Here is an 18,768-nt window from a genome sequence, read left to right on the forward strand (position 1 = left end):
GCCTCGGCAGCCGTACGCGGTTGGCGGGGTGTCGATGAGTGCGTTGCTGGCGTCCTGTGCGGCGGCGCGCGTGATTTCCACGCCGCCAGCTGCGCCAGCGCGGTGTGAGACAGAGGGCCGTCGGGCCGCGTAGTCGTCTGCGGGTTCGATGTGGCTTGTCGCGCAGTTCCCCGCGCCCCTATCGGGGCGCTCCACTGACCCGGCTCTAGCGGATCACGACCACCTTTTGGCCCACCGTCGCGAACCGCCACATCGCGTTGCCGTCCGCGCGTGATTCGCGGATGCCGCCTGTTTTCACCGTGGGGTCGGGTACCGGGGTCGAGCCGTCGACGGCTGCGCTGAAGCCGATGGCTACGCCGTCGACGCTGGTGAAGCGGACGACGTGTTCGATGGGGGTGCCGTCGGAGCCGGTGACCGCGTTCGAGCGGGAGGTGACGAAGTAGGTGCCGGGCGGTGGGTCGACCGTGCTCGGGTTGACCTTGAAGGTGCGCTGGACCTTGTTGGCCCGGGTGACGAGCCAGACGCGGTCGGCGTCCACCGAGTACACGACGCGTTCACCCGTTCCGGAACCGGCGGGCAGTGCCTTGGGGTGCCGACCGTCCCGTGCCGCCTTGGAGGTGGCCGCCGAGGCCGACCCGCCCGCCTGGGGCCGGCCCAGATCGGCCGGGACGGTCGCCGAGGCCTGGTAGGCGAGGAAGCCGATGGTCGCGACGGCCGCCGCGGTCAGCACGGCCACGAATCCGGCGCTGCTGCTTGGCACGGTCGCCCACCTCTTCGTCGTACGTCACGCTTCGTTGCGACGGTAGCAGCAGGTGACCGCCGGACCTGGGCGGCCGTGCGCGAGCCCGGGGAGCCGTAGGCTGTTTGCGTGCTCTTGCTCGCTCTGGATACCGCCACCCCCGCCGTCACCGTCGCCCTGCACGACGGGACGGACGTCATCGCCTCGTCGAGTCAGATCGACGCGCGCCGACACGGAGAGTTGCTGCTGCCGGCCGTCGACCGTGTGCTGACCGAGGCGGGGCTGAAACTCGACGCCGTCACCGGGATCGTCGTAGGGATCGGTCCGGGCCCGTACACCGGGCTGCGGGTCGGTCTGATGACCGCGGACACGTTCGGGCTGGCGCTCGGCGTCCCCGTGCACGGTATGTGCACGCTCGACGGCCTCGCGTACGCGTCCGACATGGGCAGCCCTTTCGTCGTGGCCACCGACGCCCGGCGCAAGGAGGTCTACTGGGCGCGGTACGCCGACTCCCGTACGCGCCTCACCGATCCCGCCGTCGACCGGCCCGTCGACATCGCCGACCAGGTCGCGGGACTGCCCGCCGTCGGCGCGGGCGCGCTGCTGTACCCGGACACCTTCCCCCACGTACACGAGCCCGAGCATGTGTCGGCCGCGGCGCTCGCGAGCCTCGCGGCCGAGAGGCTGGCGGCCGGCGCGGAACTGCCCGCGCCCCGGCCGCTGTACCTGCGCCGTCCCGACGCCCAGGTGCCCAAGAACTACAAGGTGGTCACCCCCAAGTGACAGCGGTGCTGCGCGAGATGCGCTGGTGGGACATCGATGCCGTGCTCGAGCTGGAGAAGGACCTCTTCCCCGAGGACGCCTGGTCGCGCGGGATGTTCTGGTCCGAGCTGGCCCACGCGCGCGGTCCCGGGGCGACCAAGCGGTACGTCGTCGCCGTCGACGAGGACCGGCTCGTGGGGTACGCGGGCCTCGCCGCGTCCGGCGACCTCGCCGACATCCAGACCATCGCCGTGACCCGCGACCAATGGGGCACCGGCCTCGGCGGGCGGCTGCTGACCGAACTGCTGCGGGCGGCCACCGCCTTCGAGTGCGCCGAAGTGATGCTGGAGTGCCGGATCGACAACATCCGCGCGCAGAAGCTGTACGAGCGCTACGGCTTCGAGGCCATCGGCTTCCGGCGCGGCTACTACCAGCCGGGGAACGTGGACGCCCTCGTCATGCGACTGACCGACCCATCAACCTCCGTACAAGGAACCGAGATCAATGGCTGACGAACCTCTGGTGCTGGGGATCGAGACCTCCTGCGACGAGACCGGCGTCGGCATCGTCCGCGGCAGAACTCTGCTGGCGGACGCCGTCGCGTCCAGCGTCGACGAGCACGCCCGTTTCGGCGGCGTGGTGCCGGAGGTCGCCTCCCGGGCGCATCTGGAGGCGATGGTCCCGACGATCGACCGTGCGCTGAAGGAGGCCGGGGTGAGCGCCAGGGACCTGGACGGCATCGCCGTCACCGCCGGTCCCGGCCTCGCCGGTGCCCTGCTGGTCGGCGTCTCGGCGGCGAAGGCGTACGCCTACGCGCTGGGCAAGCCGCTGTACGGCGTGAACCACCTCGCCTCGCACATCTGCGTGGACCAGCTGGAGCACGGCGCGCTGCCCGAGCCGACGATGGCGCTGCTGGTGTCCGGCGGGCACTCGTCCCTGCTGCTGTCCTCCGACATCACCTCCGACGTACGGCCGCTGGGCGCGACGATCGACGACGCGGCCGGCGAGGCCTTCGACAAGATCGCGCGGGTGCTGAACCTCGGCTTCCCGGGCGGTCCCGTCATCGACCGGTACGCCAAGGAGGGCGACCCTCAGGCCATCGCCTTCCCGCGCGGTCTGACCGGGCCCCGCGATCCGGCGTACGACTTCTCCTTCTCCGGTCTGAAGACCGCCGTGGCCCGCTGGATCGAGGCCAAGCGGGCGGCGGGGGAGGAGGTGCCGGTGCGCGATGTGGCGGCGTCCTTCCAGGAGGCGGTCGTGGACGTGCTGACCCGCAAGGCCGTACGGGCCTGCAAGGACGAGGGCGTCGGGCATCTGATGATCGGCGGTGGCGTGGCGGCCAACTCCCGGCTGCGGCACCTCGCCCAGCACCGGTGCGAGGCGGCCGGGATCGAACTGCGGGTGCCGCGGCCCAAGTTGTGCACCGACAACGGCGCGATGGTCGCCGCGCTCGGCGCGGAGATGGTGGCGCGGGGGCGGGCGGTGTCCAGCTGGGACCTGTCGGCGGACTCCTCGCTGCCGGTGACCGACCCGCATGTGCCGGGGCACGACCATGTCCACGAGGTCAGCAAGGACAACCTGTACTCATGACCGTGGCGTTGATGTGGGAGGCGCGGGCGGTCGAAGGGCGGGGCGAGCAACTGCTGGCCTGGGCGCGCGAACAGCGGCTTCCTGAGGAGCCGCTGCGCCGCGAGACCTTCCGCGCGCCGCAGGACCGGGTGCTGGTCATCACGTGGTGGGACGCCGACTACGACACCGTACTGCCGGAACTGCCCGAGCCCGACGGGGAGTTGGTCACTCGGGTGGTGCATCGATGGCGCTTCGAGTCCGTCGACGCCTGGACAGGGTGAGCCAGAGACCGAGCACCAGGACGGTGACGACTCCGCCGATGAACCACAGCCGCCAGTCGGGCGGGGTGTGTCCGAAGACGGTGACGATCTCTCCCTCGCCCGGTACCGAGGTGATGTCGCGGAGTGTGAGGATCACATCCTGCTGGCCGAGCAGGTCGTTGTTCTCCCGGAAGTCCTCCAGGCCACCGGTATAGGTCTCGCCGGTCGTGTCGATCAGGGCGGGGGACTTGGACTTGTCCGGTGGCTGCGCCACGTAGAGCGTGATCAGTTCGAGGGCCCCGTCCTCGTGCTGGACCAGGACGGAGCGCCTGAAGAGTTCGCCCTTGGAACCGGTGACGTCCCGCGCCGCCGCGCTCACGGACGAGTTCGGCGGACAGCCGGTGTTGGACTGGTAGTCGTAGTCGGCCTCGGTGGTGTCTTTGTCGCACGGGGTCGCCGCAAGGAGCATCCTCTGGAACTCTTCGGTGGTGTAGTGGGCGGCGAAGTTGGCGATTCGGTCCTTGCTGGAGGCACCGTCACTGGGAAACCTGTCGTTCTTGACGTCGGTCGACCTGAAGTACTCCGTGAACAGTTTTCCGGGCGGCGTCTCCGGTTCCGGGGATCCGCAGGACGCCAGCAGCAGGACGAGCAGCGCGGTGATGGCCGAAACCGCTCCGGGACGGAGACGCGTCGCAGATGTCATCCGTTCTGTGTAGCGGGGTGGGGGCGGGAGGGGTCCCGGTCACCCCGACGCCGATACCTCCGTCTCGCACAGCAGCCGCCGGTCGGGTCCCAACTCCCGTACGGGCCCTGTGAGTTCCAGCCGCGCCGTATGCCGTACGTCCGCGCTGGACGCCGCCAGCCGCAGCTCCAGTACGCCCGGTTCGACCACCCGCCGTCCTGAGCGGTCGGTGAAGGAGGACAGGTCGGCGTGGAAGCGGAAGGTCACCCGGTTCGCCTCGCCCGGCTCCAGCTCCACCCGCCGGTAGCCGATCAGCCGGACGTCCGGGCGGGTCACCGACGCCACCGGGTCGTGGAGGTAGAGCTGGACGACCTCCGCGCCCGCGCGGTCGCCGGTGTTGCGGACGGTCACGGTCATCTCGTACGAGCCGTCCGTGCCGATCTCCGTCTCCGTCGCGTCGGACTCCCAGGCGAACGTCGTGTACGAGCGGCCGTGTCCGAAGGCGTACAGCGGCGTCGGGTCCAGGTTGCTGACCTCGCCCGCCAGGCCCAGCGGCGGCTGGAGGTAGGTCCAGGGCTGCCCGCCGGGCACGTGCGGGACGCTCACGGGCAGGCGGCCGGAGGGGTTGACGCGGCCCGACAGCACTCCCGCCACCGCCGGGCCGCCCTCCTCCCCCGGGAAGAACGCCTGGACGACCGCGCCGAGGCGCCCGTGCCAGCGGCCGAGCGCGTAGGGCCGTCCCGTCAGGAGTACGAGCACGACCGGTACGCCCGTCGCGATCAGCTGGTCCAGCAACTCGCCCTGTACGCCCGGCAGTCGCAGGTCCGTCACATCGCAGCCCTCGCCCGAGGTGCCCCGCCCGAACAGGCCCGCCCGGTCGCCCAGCACCGCCACGCACACATCCGCCTCGGACGCCCGGGCCACCGCCTCCTCGAAGCCGGAGGTGTCCGGGGCCGAGGTGTCGCAGCCCTCGGCGAACGTCACCTTGGCGTCGGGGAGTTCGTCGCGCAGGGCCTGGAGGAGGGGCGGGATCTCGATGCCCATGGGGACTTCGGGGTGGTGGGTGAGGACGTGGGACGGGAAGGAGTAGCAGCCGAGCATGGCGAGGGCGTCCGCCGCGCGCGGGCCCACGACCGCGATGCGGGCGTCCGGGGCCAGCGGCAGCAGGCCGTCCGGGTTGTCCAGCAGGACCACGGACTCCTCGGCCAGACGCCGGGCGAGGGCGCGGTTGGCCGTCGAGTCGAGGTCGATCGGGCCCTTGGGTTCCGGGTTCCAGTCGGCGTCCAGGAGGCCGAGTTCGCACTTCTGGAGCAGGACCCGGCGGGCCGCCCGGTCCACCAGTTCCTCGGGGACGCGGCCCTCCCGTACCGCCTCCAGCAGCGGGCGGCCGTAGCACTTCACCGTGGGCAGTTCCACGTCGATGCCCGCGGCGAGTGCCGCGTGCGCCGCCTCGGCGGGGGAGCCGGCGACGCGGTGCAGGGTCTCGAGGAACGCGATGCCGAAGTAGTCGGCGACGACGGTGCCGGTGAACCCCCAGTCCCGGCGCAGGAGTTCGGTCAGCAGGGCCGGGTCCGCGGAGGCCGGGACGCCGTCCGTCTCGTTGTAGGCCGCCATCACCGAACGGGCCCCGCCCTCGCGCAGCGCCATCTCGAAGGGCGGCAGGATCACGTCCGCGAGCTCCCGGACGCCCGCCCGCACGGGGGCCTGGTTCCGGGCGCCCGCGGAGGACGCGTACCCGGCGAAGTGCTTGAGCGTGGCGACGATCCCGGCCGACTCCAGGCCCCGGACGTAGGCGGCGCCGACCGTGCCGACCAGGTACGGGTCCTCGCCGATCGTCTCCTCGACCCGGCCCCAGCGCGGATCCCGTACGACGTCCAGGACGGGTGCGAGGCCCTGGTGGACGCCGGCCGCGCGCAGGTCGCGGCCGATGTGCCGGGCCATCTCCTCGACCAGCAGGGGGTCGAAGGTGGCGCCCCAGGCGAGGGGGACCGGGTAGGCCGTGGCGCCCCAGGCGGTGAAGCCGGCGAGGCATTCCTCGTGGGCCACGGCAGGGATGCCGAAGCGGCCCGCGTCGGCGATACGGCGCTGGGCGCGGGCCAATGCCTGCGCGCCCAGCGCCGGGTCCACGGGGGCGGTGCCGTAGGAGCGGGTGAGCTGGCCCAGGCCGTGGGTGATCAGCTCGGCGAAGTCTTCGGCGGAGCCGACGGTCATGTCGTGCTGGTGCGGAGCGACTCCGTCGCCGTCCGTGGCGGCGCCCACCCACACGCCGTACAGCTGGGCGGTCTTCTCCTCCAGCGTCATCCGGGAGAGGAGATCGTCGACGCGGGCGGCGGCGGGCAGGGCGGGGTCACGCCAGGGGGCGGTGGTCATGAAACTCCTGTCGGTTCCCGGTCGCTGGCGAATGTTTCGTTATACACTTCGAATGTTCCGGGACGCTATGGCGCTCAGAAGGGTTCGTCAAGAGGGGGTGCAGGGATACGATCGCCGCCATGACACCCTCCGAGCCCGCTCAAACCCGGACGGCAGGACGCTCGACGCAGACCGCGACGCTCGCCGAGATCGCCCGCGAGGCCGGCGTATCCGCGCCGACTGTTTCGAAGGTCCTCAACGGACGGGCCGATGTCGCCCCGGCGACCCGGACCCGCGTCGAGGAACTGCTGCGCGCCCACGGCTACCGGCGCCGCCGTGCCGAGGCGAGCCGCTCCCCCCTGATCGACCTGGTCTTCCACGAGCTGGAGAGCGCCTGGGCGATGGAGGTCATCCGGGGCGTGGAGAACGTGGCGCGGGACGCCGGGCTGAGCGTGGTGCTCAGCGAGAGCGCCGGCCGGCTCACCCCCGGCCGCACCTGGGCCGACCAGGTCGCCGCCCGCCGCCCGCACGGCGTGATCCTCGTGCTGTCCGGCCTCGACGAGTCCCAGCGCGCCCTGCTGACCAGCCGTTCCATCCCGTTCGTGGTGATGGACCCGGCGGGCGACCCGGGCGCCGACGTGCCGTCCATCGGCGCCACCAACTGGCAGGGCGGGCTCGCCGCCACGCGCCATCTCGTCGAGCTGGGGCACACCCGGATCGGCGCGATCACCGGACCGTCCCGGATGATGTGCAGCCGCGCCCGGGTGGACGGCTACCGGGCGGCGCTGGAGACCGCCGGGCTGCCGGTCGACCCCGAGCTGATCAAGAACGGCGACTTCCACCACGAGACGGGCTACCGGCGGGGGCTGGATCTGCTGCGCGCCCCCGACAGGCCCACCGCGGTCTTCGCCGGCAACGACCTCCAGGCGCTCGGCCTGTACGAAGCGGCGCGCGAGCTGGGGCTGCGCATCCCGGAGGACCTGAGCGTCGTCGGCTTCGACGATCTGCCGATCGCCCGCTGGGTGGGGCCGCCGCTGACGACCGTACGGCAGCCGCTGACCGAGATGGCCGAGGCGGCGGCCAAGCTCGTCCTCGATCTCGCGCGCGAGGAGGGGACGCCGGCGGCGACTCGGGTGGAGCTCGCGACGAGTCTGGTGGTGCGCAGCAGCACAGGGGCACCGCCCGCTTTTCCGAAGTCAGTCGGGTGACCGTCCGAAACTTTCGGAGTCGGATGAAAGCCGATGAGAGCCGATGAAATCCGGTGACTCCGCCCTGAGGCTGGGCTGAGAAGTCTTAGATTTTCCGCAGAAACAGCGGGCAGGGGTGTCCTCTCGTAATAATTCGGACTTACGTTCCTGTCCGTGACTGCTGATGACGAACACGGGGACGACAACGGGGGATCGGACAGACACATACGCCCGCGCTCCGGCCTGCTGAAGGCCGTCGGTCTCACCCTGGCCGGTCTGCTGGCGCTGGGCGCCGCGGGGGCCGGCTGGGTCTACTGGCACCTCAACGACAACATCACGAGCGTCGACATCAACAGCGCGCTCGGCGACGACCGCCCGGCCAAGTCGATGACGACGCCCGCCGGTTCGGCGTCCGCATCCCCCCTGCCCACCGAGGCCCTGAACATCCTGGTCCTCGGCTCGGACTCGCGGGACGGCGAGGAGAACCAGCAACTCGGCGGCGGTGCCAGTGGCGGCGCCCGCTCCGACACGGCGATGGTCGTCCACGTCGACGCCGGCCGCACCGAGGCCACCGTGGTCAGCATCCCGCGCGACACGCTCGTCACCCGGCCGTCCTGCCCGCTGGCGGACGGGGAGTCGACGGAGGAGGCGTACGGCGTGATGTTCAACAGCGCCTACGCGGTGGGCGGTCCGGTCTGCGCCGTGAAGACCGTCGAGTCGATGACGGACGTCCGCATGGACCACTACATCGAGATCGACTTCGCCGGCTTCGCCAAGCTGGTGGACGCGCTCGGCGGGGTCACCGTCACCACGGACGAGGACATCGACGACGAGGACAGCCACCTGACCCTGGAGGCCGGCACCCACCAGCTGGACGGCGAGCAGGCCCTGGGCCTCGCCCGCACCCGGCACGGCATCGGCGACGGCAGCGACCTCGGGCGCATAGGCCTCCAGCAGACGCTCGTGAAGGCCTTGCTGGAACGGCTGTCCGACATCGGCCCCACCCGGCTCTACTCGGTCGCCGACGCCGTGACCGGCAGCCTCACCACGGACACCGGCCTGGACTCGCTCACCGAGCTGTACGCGCTGGGGCAGAGCCTCGAAGGGCTGTCCGCGGACGACACGACGACGGTGACCATGCCGGTGGAGAGGGCACCTTCGGACGCCAACCGGGTGGTCGCTCAGGAGCCGGAGGCGGGGGAGTTGTGGGAGTCGTTGCGGTGAGGAGAATGTCCCCGAAGAAATCCGGGGCGCGTGTCGATCCGGCCGTCTCCCGTTCGACGCAGGGGTGAAAGGCGGGGAGAGACCCCGCCGGTCCGTGTCGAAGGAGTCCCCATGCCCCGCTACCTGTCGCTGGTGAAGACCCAGGAGAGCCAGGCGGCCGCCGGCCCCAGCCCCGAACTGATGGAGCGGATGGGCGAGTTGATTGAGGAGATGACCAAGGCCGGGGTGATGCTCGACACGGCCGGTCTGACGCCCACCGCCCAGGGCACCCGCGTGCACTGGGAGGACGGGAAGGTCTCCGTGACCGACGGTCCGTTCACCGAGACCAAGGAGGCCGTCGGCGGTTACGCGATCCTCCAGTGCAAGGACAAGGCCGAGGCGCTGGAGTGGACCAAGCGGTTCCTGAAGGTGCACGAGGACTTCTGGACGGTGACCTGCGAGGTGCGGGAGATCATGGGCTGAGCCTCCGGTCCTTGGAGGCGCGCCGGTCCGGGTGTCCAATGGGGGGCTGTGAGCAGCTCGCAGCCCTCCGCCGACCCGCCATCCACCGTCGACCCGCGATCCACCGTCGAGACCGTCTTCCGTATCGAGTCGCCCCGCGTCATCGCCGCCGTCGCCCGTGTCGTCCGCGACGTCGGTATCGCCGAGGAGCTGGCCCAGGATGCCCTGGTCGCCGCGCTGGAGCAGTGGCCCCGGGACGGGGTCCCCGACAATCCGGGCGCCTGGCTGATGGCGACCGCCAGGCACCGCGCCGTCGACCTGATCCGGCGCAAGGAGAACTACGCCCGCAAGCTGGCCGAGATCGGCCGCGACCTGTCGACGGTGACCGAACCCGAGGAGCCCGCCGACCCCGACGACATCGACGACGACCTGCTCCGCCTCGTCTTCACCGCCTGCCACCCGGTTCTCTCCGCCGAGGCCCGCATCGCCCTCACCCTGCGCCTCCTCGGCGGCCTGACCACAGCGGAGATCGCCCGCGCCTTCCTCGTCCCGGAATCGACGGTCGCCCAGCGCATCGTCCGCGCGAAACGCACCCTCGCCACGAAGAACGTCGCCTTCGAGGTGCCGTACGGCCCCGACCGCGAGGCCCGCCTCGGCTCCGTTCTCGACGTCATCTACCTGATCTTCAACGAGGGTTACGCGGCCACGGCCGGCGACGACTGGCTGCGCCCGTCCCTCGCCGAGGACGCGCTGCGGCTGGCCCGGCAGTTGGCCGTCCTGATGCCCAAGGAGCCCGAGGTGCACGGCCTGGCCTCGCTGCTGGAGTTCCAGGCGTCACGGATGGCCGCCCGCACCGGCCCGGACGGTGAGCCGGTCCTGCTCCAGGACCAGAGCCGCAGCCGCTGGAACCGGCTCCTCATCGCCCGCGGGATCACCGCCCTGGACCGCGCGGACGCGGTGTCCACCGGCCTGCCCGGCCCGTACGCCCTCCAGGCCGCGATCGCCGCCTGCCACGCGCACGCGCTCACCTACGAGGACACCGACTGGCGCGCGATCGCCACCCTGTACGGCCTGCTCGCCGCCCGCGCCCCCTCCCCGGTCGTCGAACTCAACCGCGCGGTCGCCGTGTCGATGGCGGACGGCCCTGCCCCGGCCCTGGAGCTGGTCGACTCCCTCGCCACCGAACCCGCCCTGCGGGACTACCACTTGCTGCCGAGCGTGCGCGGCGATCTGCTGGCCCGCCTGGGGCGTACGGAGGAGGCGCGCGAGGAGTTCGTCCGGGCGGCCGGTCTCGCACGCAACGAACGCGAGCGGAAACTGCTGCTGGCCAGGGCGCGGGAGTGCGATGCGTAACCCGAGGACGTAACCCGAAAACGCACAGCTGTTCACTAGTAACTCCGTTCCCCTCGTGCCCCGTTGGGCACTACAGTGACCCGGCCTCTGTGCAGAGGCTGTGAAGATCCATGGGGGGATCAAACCTTGAGCATGTTCACGCGCCGCCGTGCCGCGGCGCTCGCGACCGCGGCGGCGCTCGCCGCCGTGGGCACCCTGGCCACCGCGCCGGGCGCCGCCGCCGACGAGGCAGGGCCCTGGCCGGGCACCGAGGGCCGGATCCTCACCGACGGCCCCGTCCTCGTCGACCCGGCCACCGGCCGGGCCGCCACGGTCCCGGGCACCTCCGGCGACCACGCTGCCTGGGCGCCGGACGGCAGCCGGCTGGTCACCGCCTGGAGCCAGATCTCCAGCGTCCGGCCCAGCGGCTCCTCGAAGATCACCCTGCCCTGGGCGGAGGGCATGCGCTCCAGCGCCGCCTACGAGGACCTGGCCTTCTGGTGGGGCGGCCGCTACGTCGTCTTCGCCAGCGGCGGCCAGCTCGCCTACGGCCCCTCCGACGGCTCCTGGGCGCCCCGCCCGCTGCTGTCCGACGCCCAGGGGTCGGCGCAGGTCTGCGACGAGGACCCGACGGCGAGCCCGACATCGACCCTGCTCGCCTTCTCACGCCGTATCAACGGCTGCTCCGACCGCGCGTGGATCTACACCTACGAGGGGACCACGGGCACGCTCAAGCGAGTGCTGGCCAACGCCGAGCAGCCCGCGCTCTCGCCCGACGGCACCAAGCTGGCCTTCGTCCGCAAGGACCCCGACGGCAACCCGCAGATCCTCACGGCGAACGCCGACGGCACCGACGTCCGACAGCACACCGACGGCCCCCGCCGGTACGCCAACCCGTCCTGGTCGCCCACCGGCAAGCGGATCGTCTTCGACGCCCACACCTCGCCGCACAGCGACGACGTACACACCACCGAGTACGTCGACCTGGCCACCGGCGAGCTCACCCGCGTCCCCGGCACCCCGCAGGGGAGCAACCCCAGCTGGCAGCCGCTGCGCAAGAACACCACCGGCCGCGTCTGGGGCAGCAACGCCTACAACACCAACATCGCCGCCTCCCGCTGGACCTGGAACAAGGTCGGCACCAGCGTGCCGGGCCTGCTGAACGCCAAGGCCGCGGTGCTGGTCAACCAGGACGACGCGGCCTACTCGCTCACCGCGCCCGCGCTGGCCGGCAAGAAGCAGGGGCCGGTGCTCACGACCCCGAAGAGCGGGCTGTCCACGGCGGTGAAGAGCGAGCTGAAGCGGGCGCTGAAGCCGGGCGCCAGTGTGTACCTCCTCGGCGGCACGTCCATCCTCAGCAGCAACGTCGCCGCCCAGCTGAGGACGCTCGGCTACGTCCCCAAGCGGCTGTCCGGCGCCGATCGCTACGAGACGTCGGTCAAGGTGGCCCAGTCCGTCACCGGCGCCCCGAAGTATGTGTTCCTGGCCTCGGGCACCGACTACCGCGCGGCCCTCCCGGCTGCCACCGCGGCCGGCGCCGACGGCACGGCCAGCGCGGGCAGTATCGTCCTCACCAGCGGCAACAAGCTGACCGCAGCGGTGAAGTCGTACCTCAACAGCCTGAACCCCGACAAGACCATGATCATCACGGTCGGGTCGGACGCCAAGTACGCGCTGACCCACACGGGCTTCTCCAGGTGGCCGTCGAGGTACTCGTACTACCCGATCACGGGCAGCACCGACGCGGCCCTGTCCGTCGCCGTCGCCAAGTTCTGGTGGGCGGTGCCGAGCAACGTGGCCCTCGCCTACGCCGGCGCCTGGCGCGACGGCCTGTCCGCCGCAGGGGCGGTGAACGTCTTCGGGCCCCTCCTGTGGACCTCGCGCCCCGCCCTGTCGGACGAGACCAAGAGCTATCTGCTGCGCGAATCCGCGAGCATGAACTTCGCGGTCGCGTTCGGCCCCGCCGCCTCGGTCACGACGGGCGCGCTGAACACGGCGGGCTCCTCGATCAGCGCGAGTGGCTCCCAGTTCGTGTACCACGACTACTACAACGGCGTGGTGCCCACGAGCACGCAGGCCAGCACCTTCTCGGCCCGCACGAACGGCGGTCAGCCCGCCACCGTGGCCCGCACCGGCCCGGTCGGCGCCGACCCCCACCTGGAGCCCCTCAAGAAGCTCCACCGGCAGTAGCCGACGCCCGCGCAGGGGCGCCGACGAGCATGGTCGGCGCCCCCGCGACCCGGGTGAGGAACACGGTCGCCGCGTTGGGCCCCTGCGGCTTGACCTTCCTGCGCAACTCCTCCGGCTCCACCGCCGACCCCCGCTTCTTCACGGTCAGCGTCCCGACCTGCCGCTCCCGGAGCAGTGCCTTCAACTTCTTGACGCTGAAGTGGAGTTGATCGGTGATCTCGTACGCGGTGGCGTACGGGGTCACGTGGTACTCGTCGGCGGTGATGTACGCGATGGTGGGGTCGATCAGCCCGCCCTCCAGGTCCTCGGCGACCTCGGCGACCAGATGGGCCCGGATGACGGCGCCGTCGGGCTCGTACAAGTACCGCCCGACGGGCCGGACTTCGGGGTCGGGCAGCATGGTGGCGGGCGAGGCCCAGATGCCGGCCAGGGCGGGCAACAGCACCGCCCGTCGCGCACCCGGTGTGACACCCGTGCCGAACCACAGCATGGCCTCCTTCACGTCCCCCCTGTCCGAGATCCACTCGGCCTCGGCCTGCGCGGGGATCGCGTCGTGCGGGATGCCGGGCGCGATCTTCAGCGCGGCGCGCGGCGCATTGAGCGCGGCGGACACGGCCCAGGACAGGGGAGGCGAGTAGGCCTCCGGGTCGAAGATCCGGCCGCGTGCGCCGGAACGCCGGGCCGGGTCGACGAATACGCCGTCGTACCCGGACGTGTCGACCTCCGTCACATCCGCCTCCCGTACCTCGATGAGGTCGGCGAGGCCGAGGGCAGCCGCGTTGGCGCGGGCCACCTCGCAAGTCAGCGGATCCCGATCCACCGCCAGCACCCGGATCCCGGCGCGGGCGAACGCGATCGCGTCACCACCGATACCGCAGCACAGGTCCGCGACGGACCGGATCCCCAGCGCATCGAAGCACTCGGCCCGATACGTCGCCACACTCGCCCGCGTCGACTGCTCCACCCCGTTCGGCGTGAAGAACATCCGCCCCGCGTCCTCGGCCCCGAACTTCGCCACCGCCCGCTGCCGCAGCCGCGCCTGCCCGAGCGCCGCCGACACCAGCTCGGCGGGGTGCTCGCGGCGCAGCCGGGTGGCGACGGCGAGTTCCTGCGCGGGGTCGGTGCCGCGGACCTCGTCGAGGAGGGCGCGGCCTTCGGGGGTGAGGAGGGGGGCGAGGTCGTTCACCGGTTCATTGTGGGCCAGTCGGTGGATGGTGCAGGCGCGGCGGCGGTGTCGGCCGGGGTTGGGGGCGGGTGGCTGCGAGGATCCGGCTCCATGCGAGTAGTCGTACAAAATGATAAATACGGTGCGTATCGGAAGCGGCGGATCCGTGCCGGAATCGCCGTGCTCGCCGCCGCGGCCATCGCCTCGGGCTGCGCGGACGGCGCCTCCACGGCACCGCCCGCAGCAGGTCAGCAGCCCCGTGAGGCGCCCGGCGTCAAGGCCCCGGACAAGCAGCAGGTCCGGGTCGCGGCGGCGAAGCGCTGGGGCCTGTCGCGGGTCCCCCTGACCGCCCCGTTGCCCCCGGCCGTGAAACCGGAGATCAAGACCCGCGCGGGCTTCGAGGTGGACGGCCATGAGGAGGACGACCTTCCGCCGGTCTTCACCACGATCCCGACCCGGCAGAAGATCGTCTTCCTCACGATCGACGACGGCGCCGAAAAAGACCCGGCGTTCCTGCGCATGATGCGCGAACTGCGGGTCCCGTACACCGCGTTCCTCAGCGACTACCTGGTGAAGGAGGACTACGGCTACTTCAAGCGCATGCAGCGGGCGGGCGTGAGCCTGCACAACCACACCCTCCACCACCCCTACCTGCCGGGCCTGTCGTACTCCCGCCAGAAGCGCGAGATCTGCGGCATGCAGAACGTCATCGAGAAGCACTACGGCACCCGCCCGACCCTCTTCCGCCCGCCCTTCGGCAACTACAACGCGGACACCCTGTACGCCGCGAAGGCCTGCGGCATCAAGTACGCGCCCCTGTGGAACGAGGAGGTCTTCGCCGACCACTGGGAGTACCGCGAGTGGGACCGTGACCTTCATCCCGGCGACATCGTTCTCAGCCACTTCCGCGGTAAGGACGACTGGAAGGGCACGATGCCGGACATGGTCCGACGGTTCCTGGAGAAGGTCACGGCCAAGGGGTACGCCGTGGCACGGCTGGAGGACTACCTGTGAGGCCGCGCGCGGCCGGGGCGCTGGCGCTGACCGCCGCGCTGCTCACCGGCTGCGCCCAGTCCGTCGACCCCTTCGAACGCCCCGGCGAGAAGGCGGACGGACGAGTGAGCCCGCACGGACCGGAGGCGGACCGGGGTCTGCCGCCCGTGGTCGACCGGGTCCGCACCCGGGACAAGGTCGTCTTCCTGACCTACGACGACGGGGCGGAGAAGGACCCCCGCTTCGTCGACATGGTCCGCGAACGACGGCTCCCGGTCAGCATGTTCCTCACGGACAGCGTCGTGGGCCCGGGCTACGGCCACTTCGCGCGCCTGCAGTCGGTCGGCGCGAGCATCCAGAACCACACCCTCGACCACACCGCCCTGCCCGGCCTGCCCTACGCCGGCCAGCGCGCCGAGATCTGCGGCCAGCAGGACAAGCTCAAGTCCCGCTTCGGCATCCGCCCCCGCCTCTTCCGCCCGCCCCACGGCCGCTACGACATGACGACCCTGCACGCCACCGCCGACTGCGGCCTCTCGGCGATCGTCCTGTGGACCTCCGCCGACACCGACGCCGCCCCCCTCCACCCCGGCGACATCATCCTCATCGGCCCGGACGACCCGACCGGCCCACCCCTGTGGCAGCGAACGGAACGGGTGCTGCGGCGGGTGGAGGGGGCGGGGCTGAGGGTCGGGAGGCTTGAGGATTACCTGTAGGCCAATCCAGCCCGTCCGGCGTTTGAGGACGAGGCCGCCAGGCCGAAGCGGGGGTCTGGGGGCGCAGCCCCCAGGAAAAAGACGCCGGGTTCCACGCAACGGACGTCCACGAGAATCCGCCGACGCGCCGCAGGCATTGGCACTCCGCTTGACCGAGTGCTAACCCCGTCATAGTCTCTGGTCTGGCACTCCCCCCTGGAGAGTGCCAATAGCGACGGGCAGGTCCGGCACCCGCGACGACGGATCGACCTGGTCGCCACCTCAGACAGTTAACCCCGTGAGATCTCCGAAGGGGGAGGTCGGATCGTGACGACCACCAGCTCCAAGGTTGCCATCAAGCCGCTTGAGGACCGCATCGTGGTCCAGCCGCTCGACGCGGAGCAGACCACCGCCTCTGGCCTGGTCATCCCGGACACCGCCAAGGAGAAGCCCCAGGAGGGCGTCGTCCTGGCCGTGGGCCCGGGCCGCTTCGAGAACGGCGAGCGCCTGCCGCTCGACGTCAAGACCGGCGACATCGTGCTGTACAGCAAGTACGGCGGCACCGAAGTGAAGTACAACGGCGAGGAGTACCTGGTGCTCTCCGCTCGCGACGTGCTCGCGATCATCGAGAAGTAGATCAACGAAGCACACTTGTTTTTGAGCTGCGCCCCGGGCCCCCGCGACCTTATGAAGCCGGGCGTCAGGGGCGCAGTTCGTTTCACCCACGTTTTCCGAGAGGGCTGAACCGCTCCCATGGCGAAGATCCTGAAGTTCGACGAGGACGCCCGTCGCGCCCTCGAGCGCGGCGTCAACAAGCTTGCCGACACGGTCAAGGTGACGATCGGCCCCAAGGGCCGCAACGTCGTCATCGACAAGAAGTTCGGCGCACCCACCATCACCAACGACGGTGTCACGATCGCCCGCGAGGTGGAGATCGAGGACCCGTACGAGAACCTCGGCGCGCAGCTGGTGAAGGAGGTGGCCACCAAGACCAACGACATCGCTGGTGACGGCACCACCACCGCCACCGTGCTGGCCCAGGCACTGGTCCGCGAGGGCCTGAAGAACGTCGCCGCCGGCGCCTCCCCGGCCGCCCTGAAGAAGGGCATCGACGCCGCCGTCGCCGCGGTCTCCGCGGAGCTCCTCGCGACCGCGCGCCCGATCGAGGAGAAGTCCGACATCGCCGCCGTCGCCGCGCTGTCCGCGCAGGACCAGCAGGTCGGCGAGCTGATCGCCGAGGCGATGGACAAGGTCGGCAAGGACGGTGTCATCACCGTCGAGGAGTCCAACACCTTCGGTCTGGAGCTGGACTTCACCGAGGGCATGGCCTTCGACAAGGGCTACCTGTCGCCGTACATGGTGTCCGACCAGGAGCGTATGGAGGCCGTCCTCGACGACCCGTACATCCTGATCAACCAGGGCAAGATCTCGTCCATCCAGGACCTGCTGCCCCTGCTGGAGAAGGTCATCCAGTCCAACTCCTCCAAGCCGCTGCTGATCATCGCCGAGGACGTGGAGGGCGAGGCCCTCTCCACCCTCGTCGTGAACAAGATCCGCGGCACCTTCAACGCGGTGGCCGTCAAGGCCCCCGGCTTCGGCGACCGCCGCAAGGCGATGCTGGAGGACATGGCCGTCCTCACCGGCGCCACCGTGATCTCCGAGGAGGTCGGCCTCAAGCTCGACCAGGCCGGTCTGGACGTCCTCGGCTCCGCGCGCCGCGTCACCGTCACCAAGGACGACACCACGATCGTCGACGGTGCCGGTGAGAAGGGCGGCGTCGAGGGCCGCATCGCGCAGATCAAGGCCGAGATCGAGACCACGGACTCCGACTGGGACCGCGAGAAGCTCCAGGAGCGCCTCGCGAAGCTGGCCGGCGGCGTGTGCGTGATCAAGGTCGGCGCCGCCACCGAGGTGGAGCTGAAGGAGAAGAAGCACCGTCTGGAGGACGCCATCTCCGCGACCCGCGCCGCGGTCGAGGAGGGCATCGTCTCCGGTGGTGGCTCCGCGCTGGTCCACGCCGCCAAGGTCCTCGAGGGCAACCTCGACAAGACCGGCGACGAGGCCACCGGTGTCGCCGTCGTCCGCCGCGCGGTCGTCGAGCCGCTGCGCTGGATCGCCGAGAACGCCGGCCTGGAGGGCTACGTCATCACCTCCAAGGTCGCCGAGCTCGACAAGGGCCAGGGCTTCAACGCCGCCACCGGCGAGTACGGCGACCTGGTCAAGGCCGGCGTCATCGACCCGGTGAAGGTCACCCGCTCCGCCCTGGAGAACGCCGCCTCCATCGCCTCCCTGCTCCTCACGACCGAGACCCTGGTCGTCGAGAAGAAGGAAGAGGAAGAGCCGGCCGCCGCGGGCGGCCACGGCCACTCCCACTGACGTACGTCAGCACCGAGGCCCGGCACCCCTTGTGGGTGCCGGGCCTTCGCGTTGCCTGCTTGCCTCAGGTCACTGCTCCAGCGCGTCCAGCGCCCCCAACTGCGCCATCAGCCCCAGCCGGTCGTACTGCCACCAGCCCTCGGCGATCTTCCCGTCCGGACCGCACCGGTGGATGGTCGTCCCGGTCATGGAGACCCGCTTCCCGGTGGACGCGATCCCGAGGAAGTCGCCCTTGTGCAGGCCGTTCCAGGTCCAGCGGGTGCACACCCGGTCACCCTGGGCCAGCTGGTCCTCGATCGTGAACGAGAAGTCGAAGCCGCCCCGCCACACCTCGACCTGGCGCCGGAAGGCGTCGAGCCCGATGGCGTCCTGCGGGTTGCTGGGATCGTGGTCGTGATAGTCCTCGATGAGCACATCGTTGAACGTGGGCGCCGCGCCCTTCCCGGGCAGCGCGTCGAAGAACCGTCGCGCGGTGGCCGCGTACAACTGCTCGTCGCGCACCACGTCCAGATCCGTGAACGTCGGCATCTCGTCGCAGAGGGCGACCATCTCCCGGAAGATCTTGTCGGTCTCCGGGAGGTTCGAGTTCCGCATCGCCTCCTCGTACGACGGGAACTCCACGATCTCGATGAAGTGCGACGCGTCGGACCGGTCCTTGCCGATCACGCTGTGCGTCGCGGTCCGCTTCCCCTTGGTCTGCTCGACCCAGGTGTCCATCAGCCGGTTCATCTCGTCGAACCGGCTCGTCTTGCAGTCGATGAGCTGTACGAACGTCATGGCGTCGCCTCCGTCCCCCGAGGGTCC

18 protein-coding genes are annotated in these 18,768 nt (G+C 70.9%); 13 read left to right on the forward strand and 5 right to left on the reverse strand.

Going from position 1 to position 18,768, the window contains the following annotated elements; genetic code table 11:
* Positions 1–205: 205 nt before the first annotated feature.
* Positions 206–760: a hypothetical protein gene (locus tag KCH48_RS11710; protein ID WP_210572811.1), complete on the reverse strand. Its 555-nt coding sequence runs from the start codon at positions 758–760 to the stop codon at positions 206–208.
* A gap of 108 nt (positions 761–868) precedes the next feature.
* Here KCH48_RS11710 and tsaB point away from each other — a divergent pair, with 108 nt between their 5' ends.
* From tsaB to KCH48_RS11730, 4 genes are read left to right on the forward strand one after another with little or no spacing between them, the layout of a single operon-like run.
* Positions 869–1,522 (forward strand): tRNA (adenosine(37)-N6)-threonylcarbamoyltransferase complex dimerization subunit type 1 TsaB, encoded by a 654-nt coding sequence (tsaB, locus tag KCH48_RS11715; RefSeq protein WP_210572813.1) that lies wholly within the window; start codon positions 869–871, stop codon positions 1,520–1,522.
* Positions 1,523–1,539: 17 nt separating this feature from the next.
* Positions 1,540–2,013: a ribosomal protein S18-alanine N-acetyltransferase gene (gene rimI / locus KCH48_RS11720; protein ID WP_210573000.1), complete on the forward strand. Its 474-nt coding sequence runs from the start codon at positions 1,540–1,542 to the stop codon at positions 2,011–2,013.
* Positions 2,006–3,091, forward strand: coding sequence for a tRNA (adenosine(37)-N6)-threonylcarbamoyltransferase complex transferase subunit TsaD (tsaD, locus tag KCH48_RS11725; protein WP_210572815.1), 1,086 nt, complete (start codon positions 2,006–2,008; stop codon positions 3,089–3,091). Before rimI ends, tsaD begins: the two co-directional genes overlap by 8 nt.
* A complete protein-coding gene (locus KCH48_RS11730) occupies positions 3,088–3,351 on the forward strand; it encodes a hypothetical protein (RefSeq protein WP_210572817.1) in 264 nt (87 codons plus the stop codon). Before tsaD ends, KCH48_RS11730 begins: the two co-directional genes overlap by 4 nt.
* Here KCH48_RS11730 and KCH48_RS11735 read toward each other — a convergent pair.
* The gene (locus tag KCH48_RS11735) at positions 3,296–4,033 is read right to left on the reverse strand and encodes a hypothetical protein (RefSeq protein ID WP_210572819.1); all 738 of its coding nucleotides are present in this window, start codon (positions 4,031–4,033) and stop codon (positions 3,296–3,298) included. The two genes, KCH48_RS11730 and KCH48_RS11735, sit on opposite strands and share 56 nt — an antisense overlap.
* Before the next feature lie 39 nt (positions 4,034–4,072).
* Positions 4,073–6,382 (reverse strand): glycoside hydrolase family 3 N-terminal domain-containing protein, encoded by a 2,310-nt coding sequence (locus tag KCH48_RS11740; protein ID WP_210572821.1) that lies wholly within the window; start codon positions 6,380–6,382, stop codon positions 4,073–4,075.
* 119 nt (positions 6,383–6,501) lie between these two features.
* Here KCH48_RS11740 and KCH48_RS11745 point away from each other — a divergent pair, with 119 nt between their 5' ends.
* The 5 genes from KCH48_RS11745 (at position 6,502) to KCH48_RS11765 (ending at position 12,735) form a co-directional block, all read left to right on the forward strand.
* On the forward strand, positions 6,502–7,569 hold the full coding sequence (locus KCH48_RS11745) for a LacI family DNA-binding transcriptional regulator (RefSeq protein WP_210572823.1): 1,068 nt from the start codon (positions 6,502–6,504) through the stop codon (positions 7,567–7,569).
* A 153-nt stretch (positions 7,570–7,722) separates the two neighbouring features.
* Entirely contained in the window at positions 7,723–8,772 is a 1,050-nt protein-coding gene (locus KCH48_RS11750) for an LCP family protein (protein ID WP_307840862.1), read from the forward strand.
* Positions 8,773–8,883: 111 nt separating this feature from the next.
* The gene (locus KCH48_RS11755) at positions 8,884–9,234 is read left to right on the forward strand and encodes a YciI family protein (RefSeq protein WP_210572825.1); all 351 of its coding nucleotides are present in this window, start codon (positions 8,884–8,886) and stop codon (positions 9,232–9,234) included.
* 48 nt (positions 9,235–9,282) lie between these two features.
* Complete coding sequence (locus KCH48_RS11760) at positions 9,283–10,566, forward strand: RNA polymerase sigma factor (protein WP_210572827.1); 1,284 nt, start codon at positions 9,283–9,285, stop codon at positions 10,564–10,566.
* A gap of 132 nt (positions 10,567–10,698) precedes the next feature.
* Entirely contained in the window at positions 10,699–12,735 is a 2,037-nt protein-coding gene (locus tag KCH48_RS11765) for a cell wall-binding repeat-containing protein (protein ID WP_210573010.1), read from the forward strand.
* On the opposite strand, the gene KCH48_RS11770 is transcribed toward KCH48_RS11765, so the two are convergent.
* Entirely contained in the window at positions 12,713–14,029 is a 1,317-nt protein-coding gene (locus KCH48_RS11770; protein WP_210572828.1) for a methyltransferase domain-containing protein, read from the reverse strand. The genes KCH48_RS11765 and KCH48_RS11770 overlap by 23 nt on opposite strands.
* Between KCH48_RS11770 and KCH48_RS11775 the strand changes: the two genes are divergently transcribed.
* The 4 genes from KCH48_RS11775 (at position 14,012) to groL (ending at position 17,964) form a co-directional block, all read left to right on the forward strand.
* Positions 14,012–14,914, forward strand: a complete 903-nt coding sequence (locus KCH48_RS11775; RefSeq protein WP_210572830.1) for a polysaccharide deacetylase family protein — start codon at positions 14,012–14,014, stop codon at positions 14,912–14,914. The two genes, KCH48_RS11770 and KCH48_RS11775, sit on opposite strands and share 18 nt — an antisense overlap.
* Complete coding sequence (locus KCH48_RS11780) at positions 14,911–15,609, forward strand: polysaccharide deacetylase family protein (RefSeq protein WP_210572832.1); 699 nt, start codon at positions 14,911–14,913, stop codon at positions 15,607–15,609. The genes KCH48_RS11775 and KCH48_RS11780 overlap by 4 nt, the downstream gene beginning before the upstream one ends.
* 306 nt (positions 15,610–15,915) lie before the next feature.
* Positions 15,916–16,224, forward strand: coding sequence for a co-chaperone GroES (gene groES / locus KCH48_RS11785; protein ID WP_003998759.1), 309 nt, complete (start codon positions 15,916–15,918; stop codon positions 16,222–16,224).
* Positions 16,225–16,341: 117 nt separating this feature from the next.
* Positions 16,342–17,964 carry a chaperonin GroEL gene (groL, locus tag KCH48_RS11790; RefSeq protein WP_210572834.1) on the forward strand — a complete coding sequence of 541 codons (1,623 nt, stop codon included), beginning with the start codon at positions 16,342–16,344 and terminating at the stop codon, positions 17,962–17,964.
* A gap of 69 nt (positions 17,965–18,033) precedes the next feature.
* Here groL and KCH48_RS11795 read toward each other — a convergent pair whose 3' ends face one another.
* On the reverse strand, positions 18,034–18,741 hold the full coding sequence (locus KCH48_RS11795) for an ester cyclase (RefSeq protein WP_210572836.1): 708 nt from the start codon (positions 18,739–18,741) through the stop codon (positions 18,034–18,036).
* Positions 18,742–18,768: the final 27 nt, after the last annotated feature.

Source organism: Streptomyces sp. GESEQ-4, assembly GCF_017948455.1.
Taxonomy (GTDB): domain Bacteria; phylum Actinomycetota; class Actinomycetes; order Streptomycetales; family Streptomycetaceae; genus Streptomyces.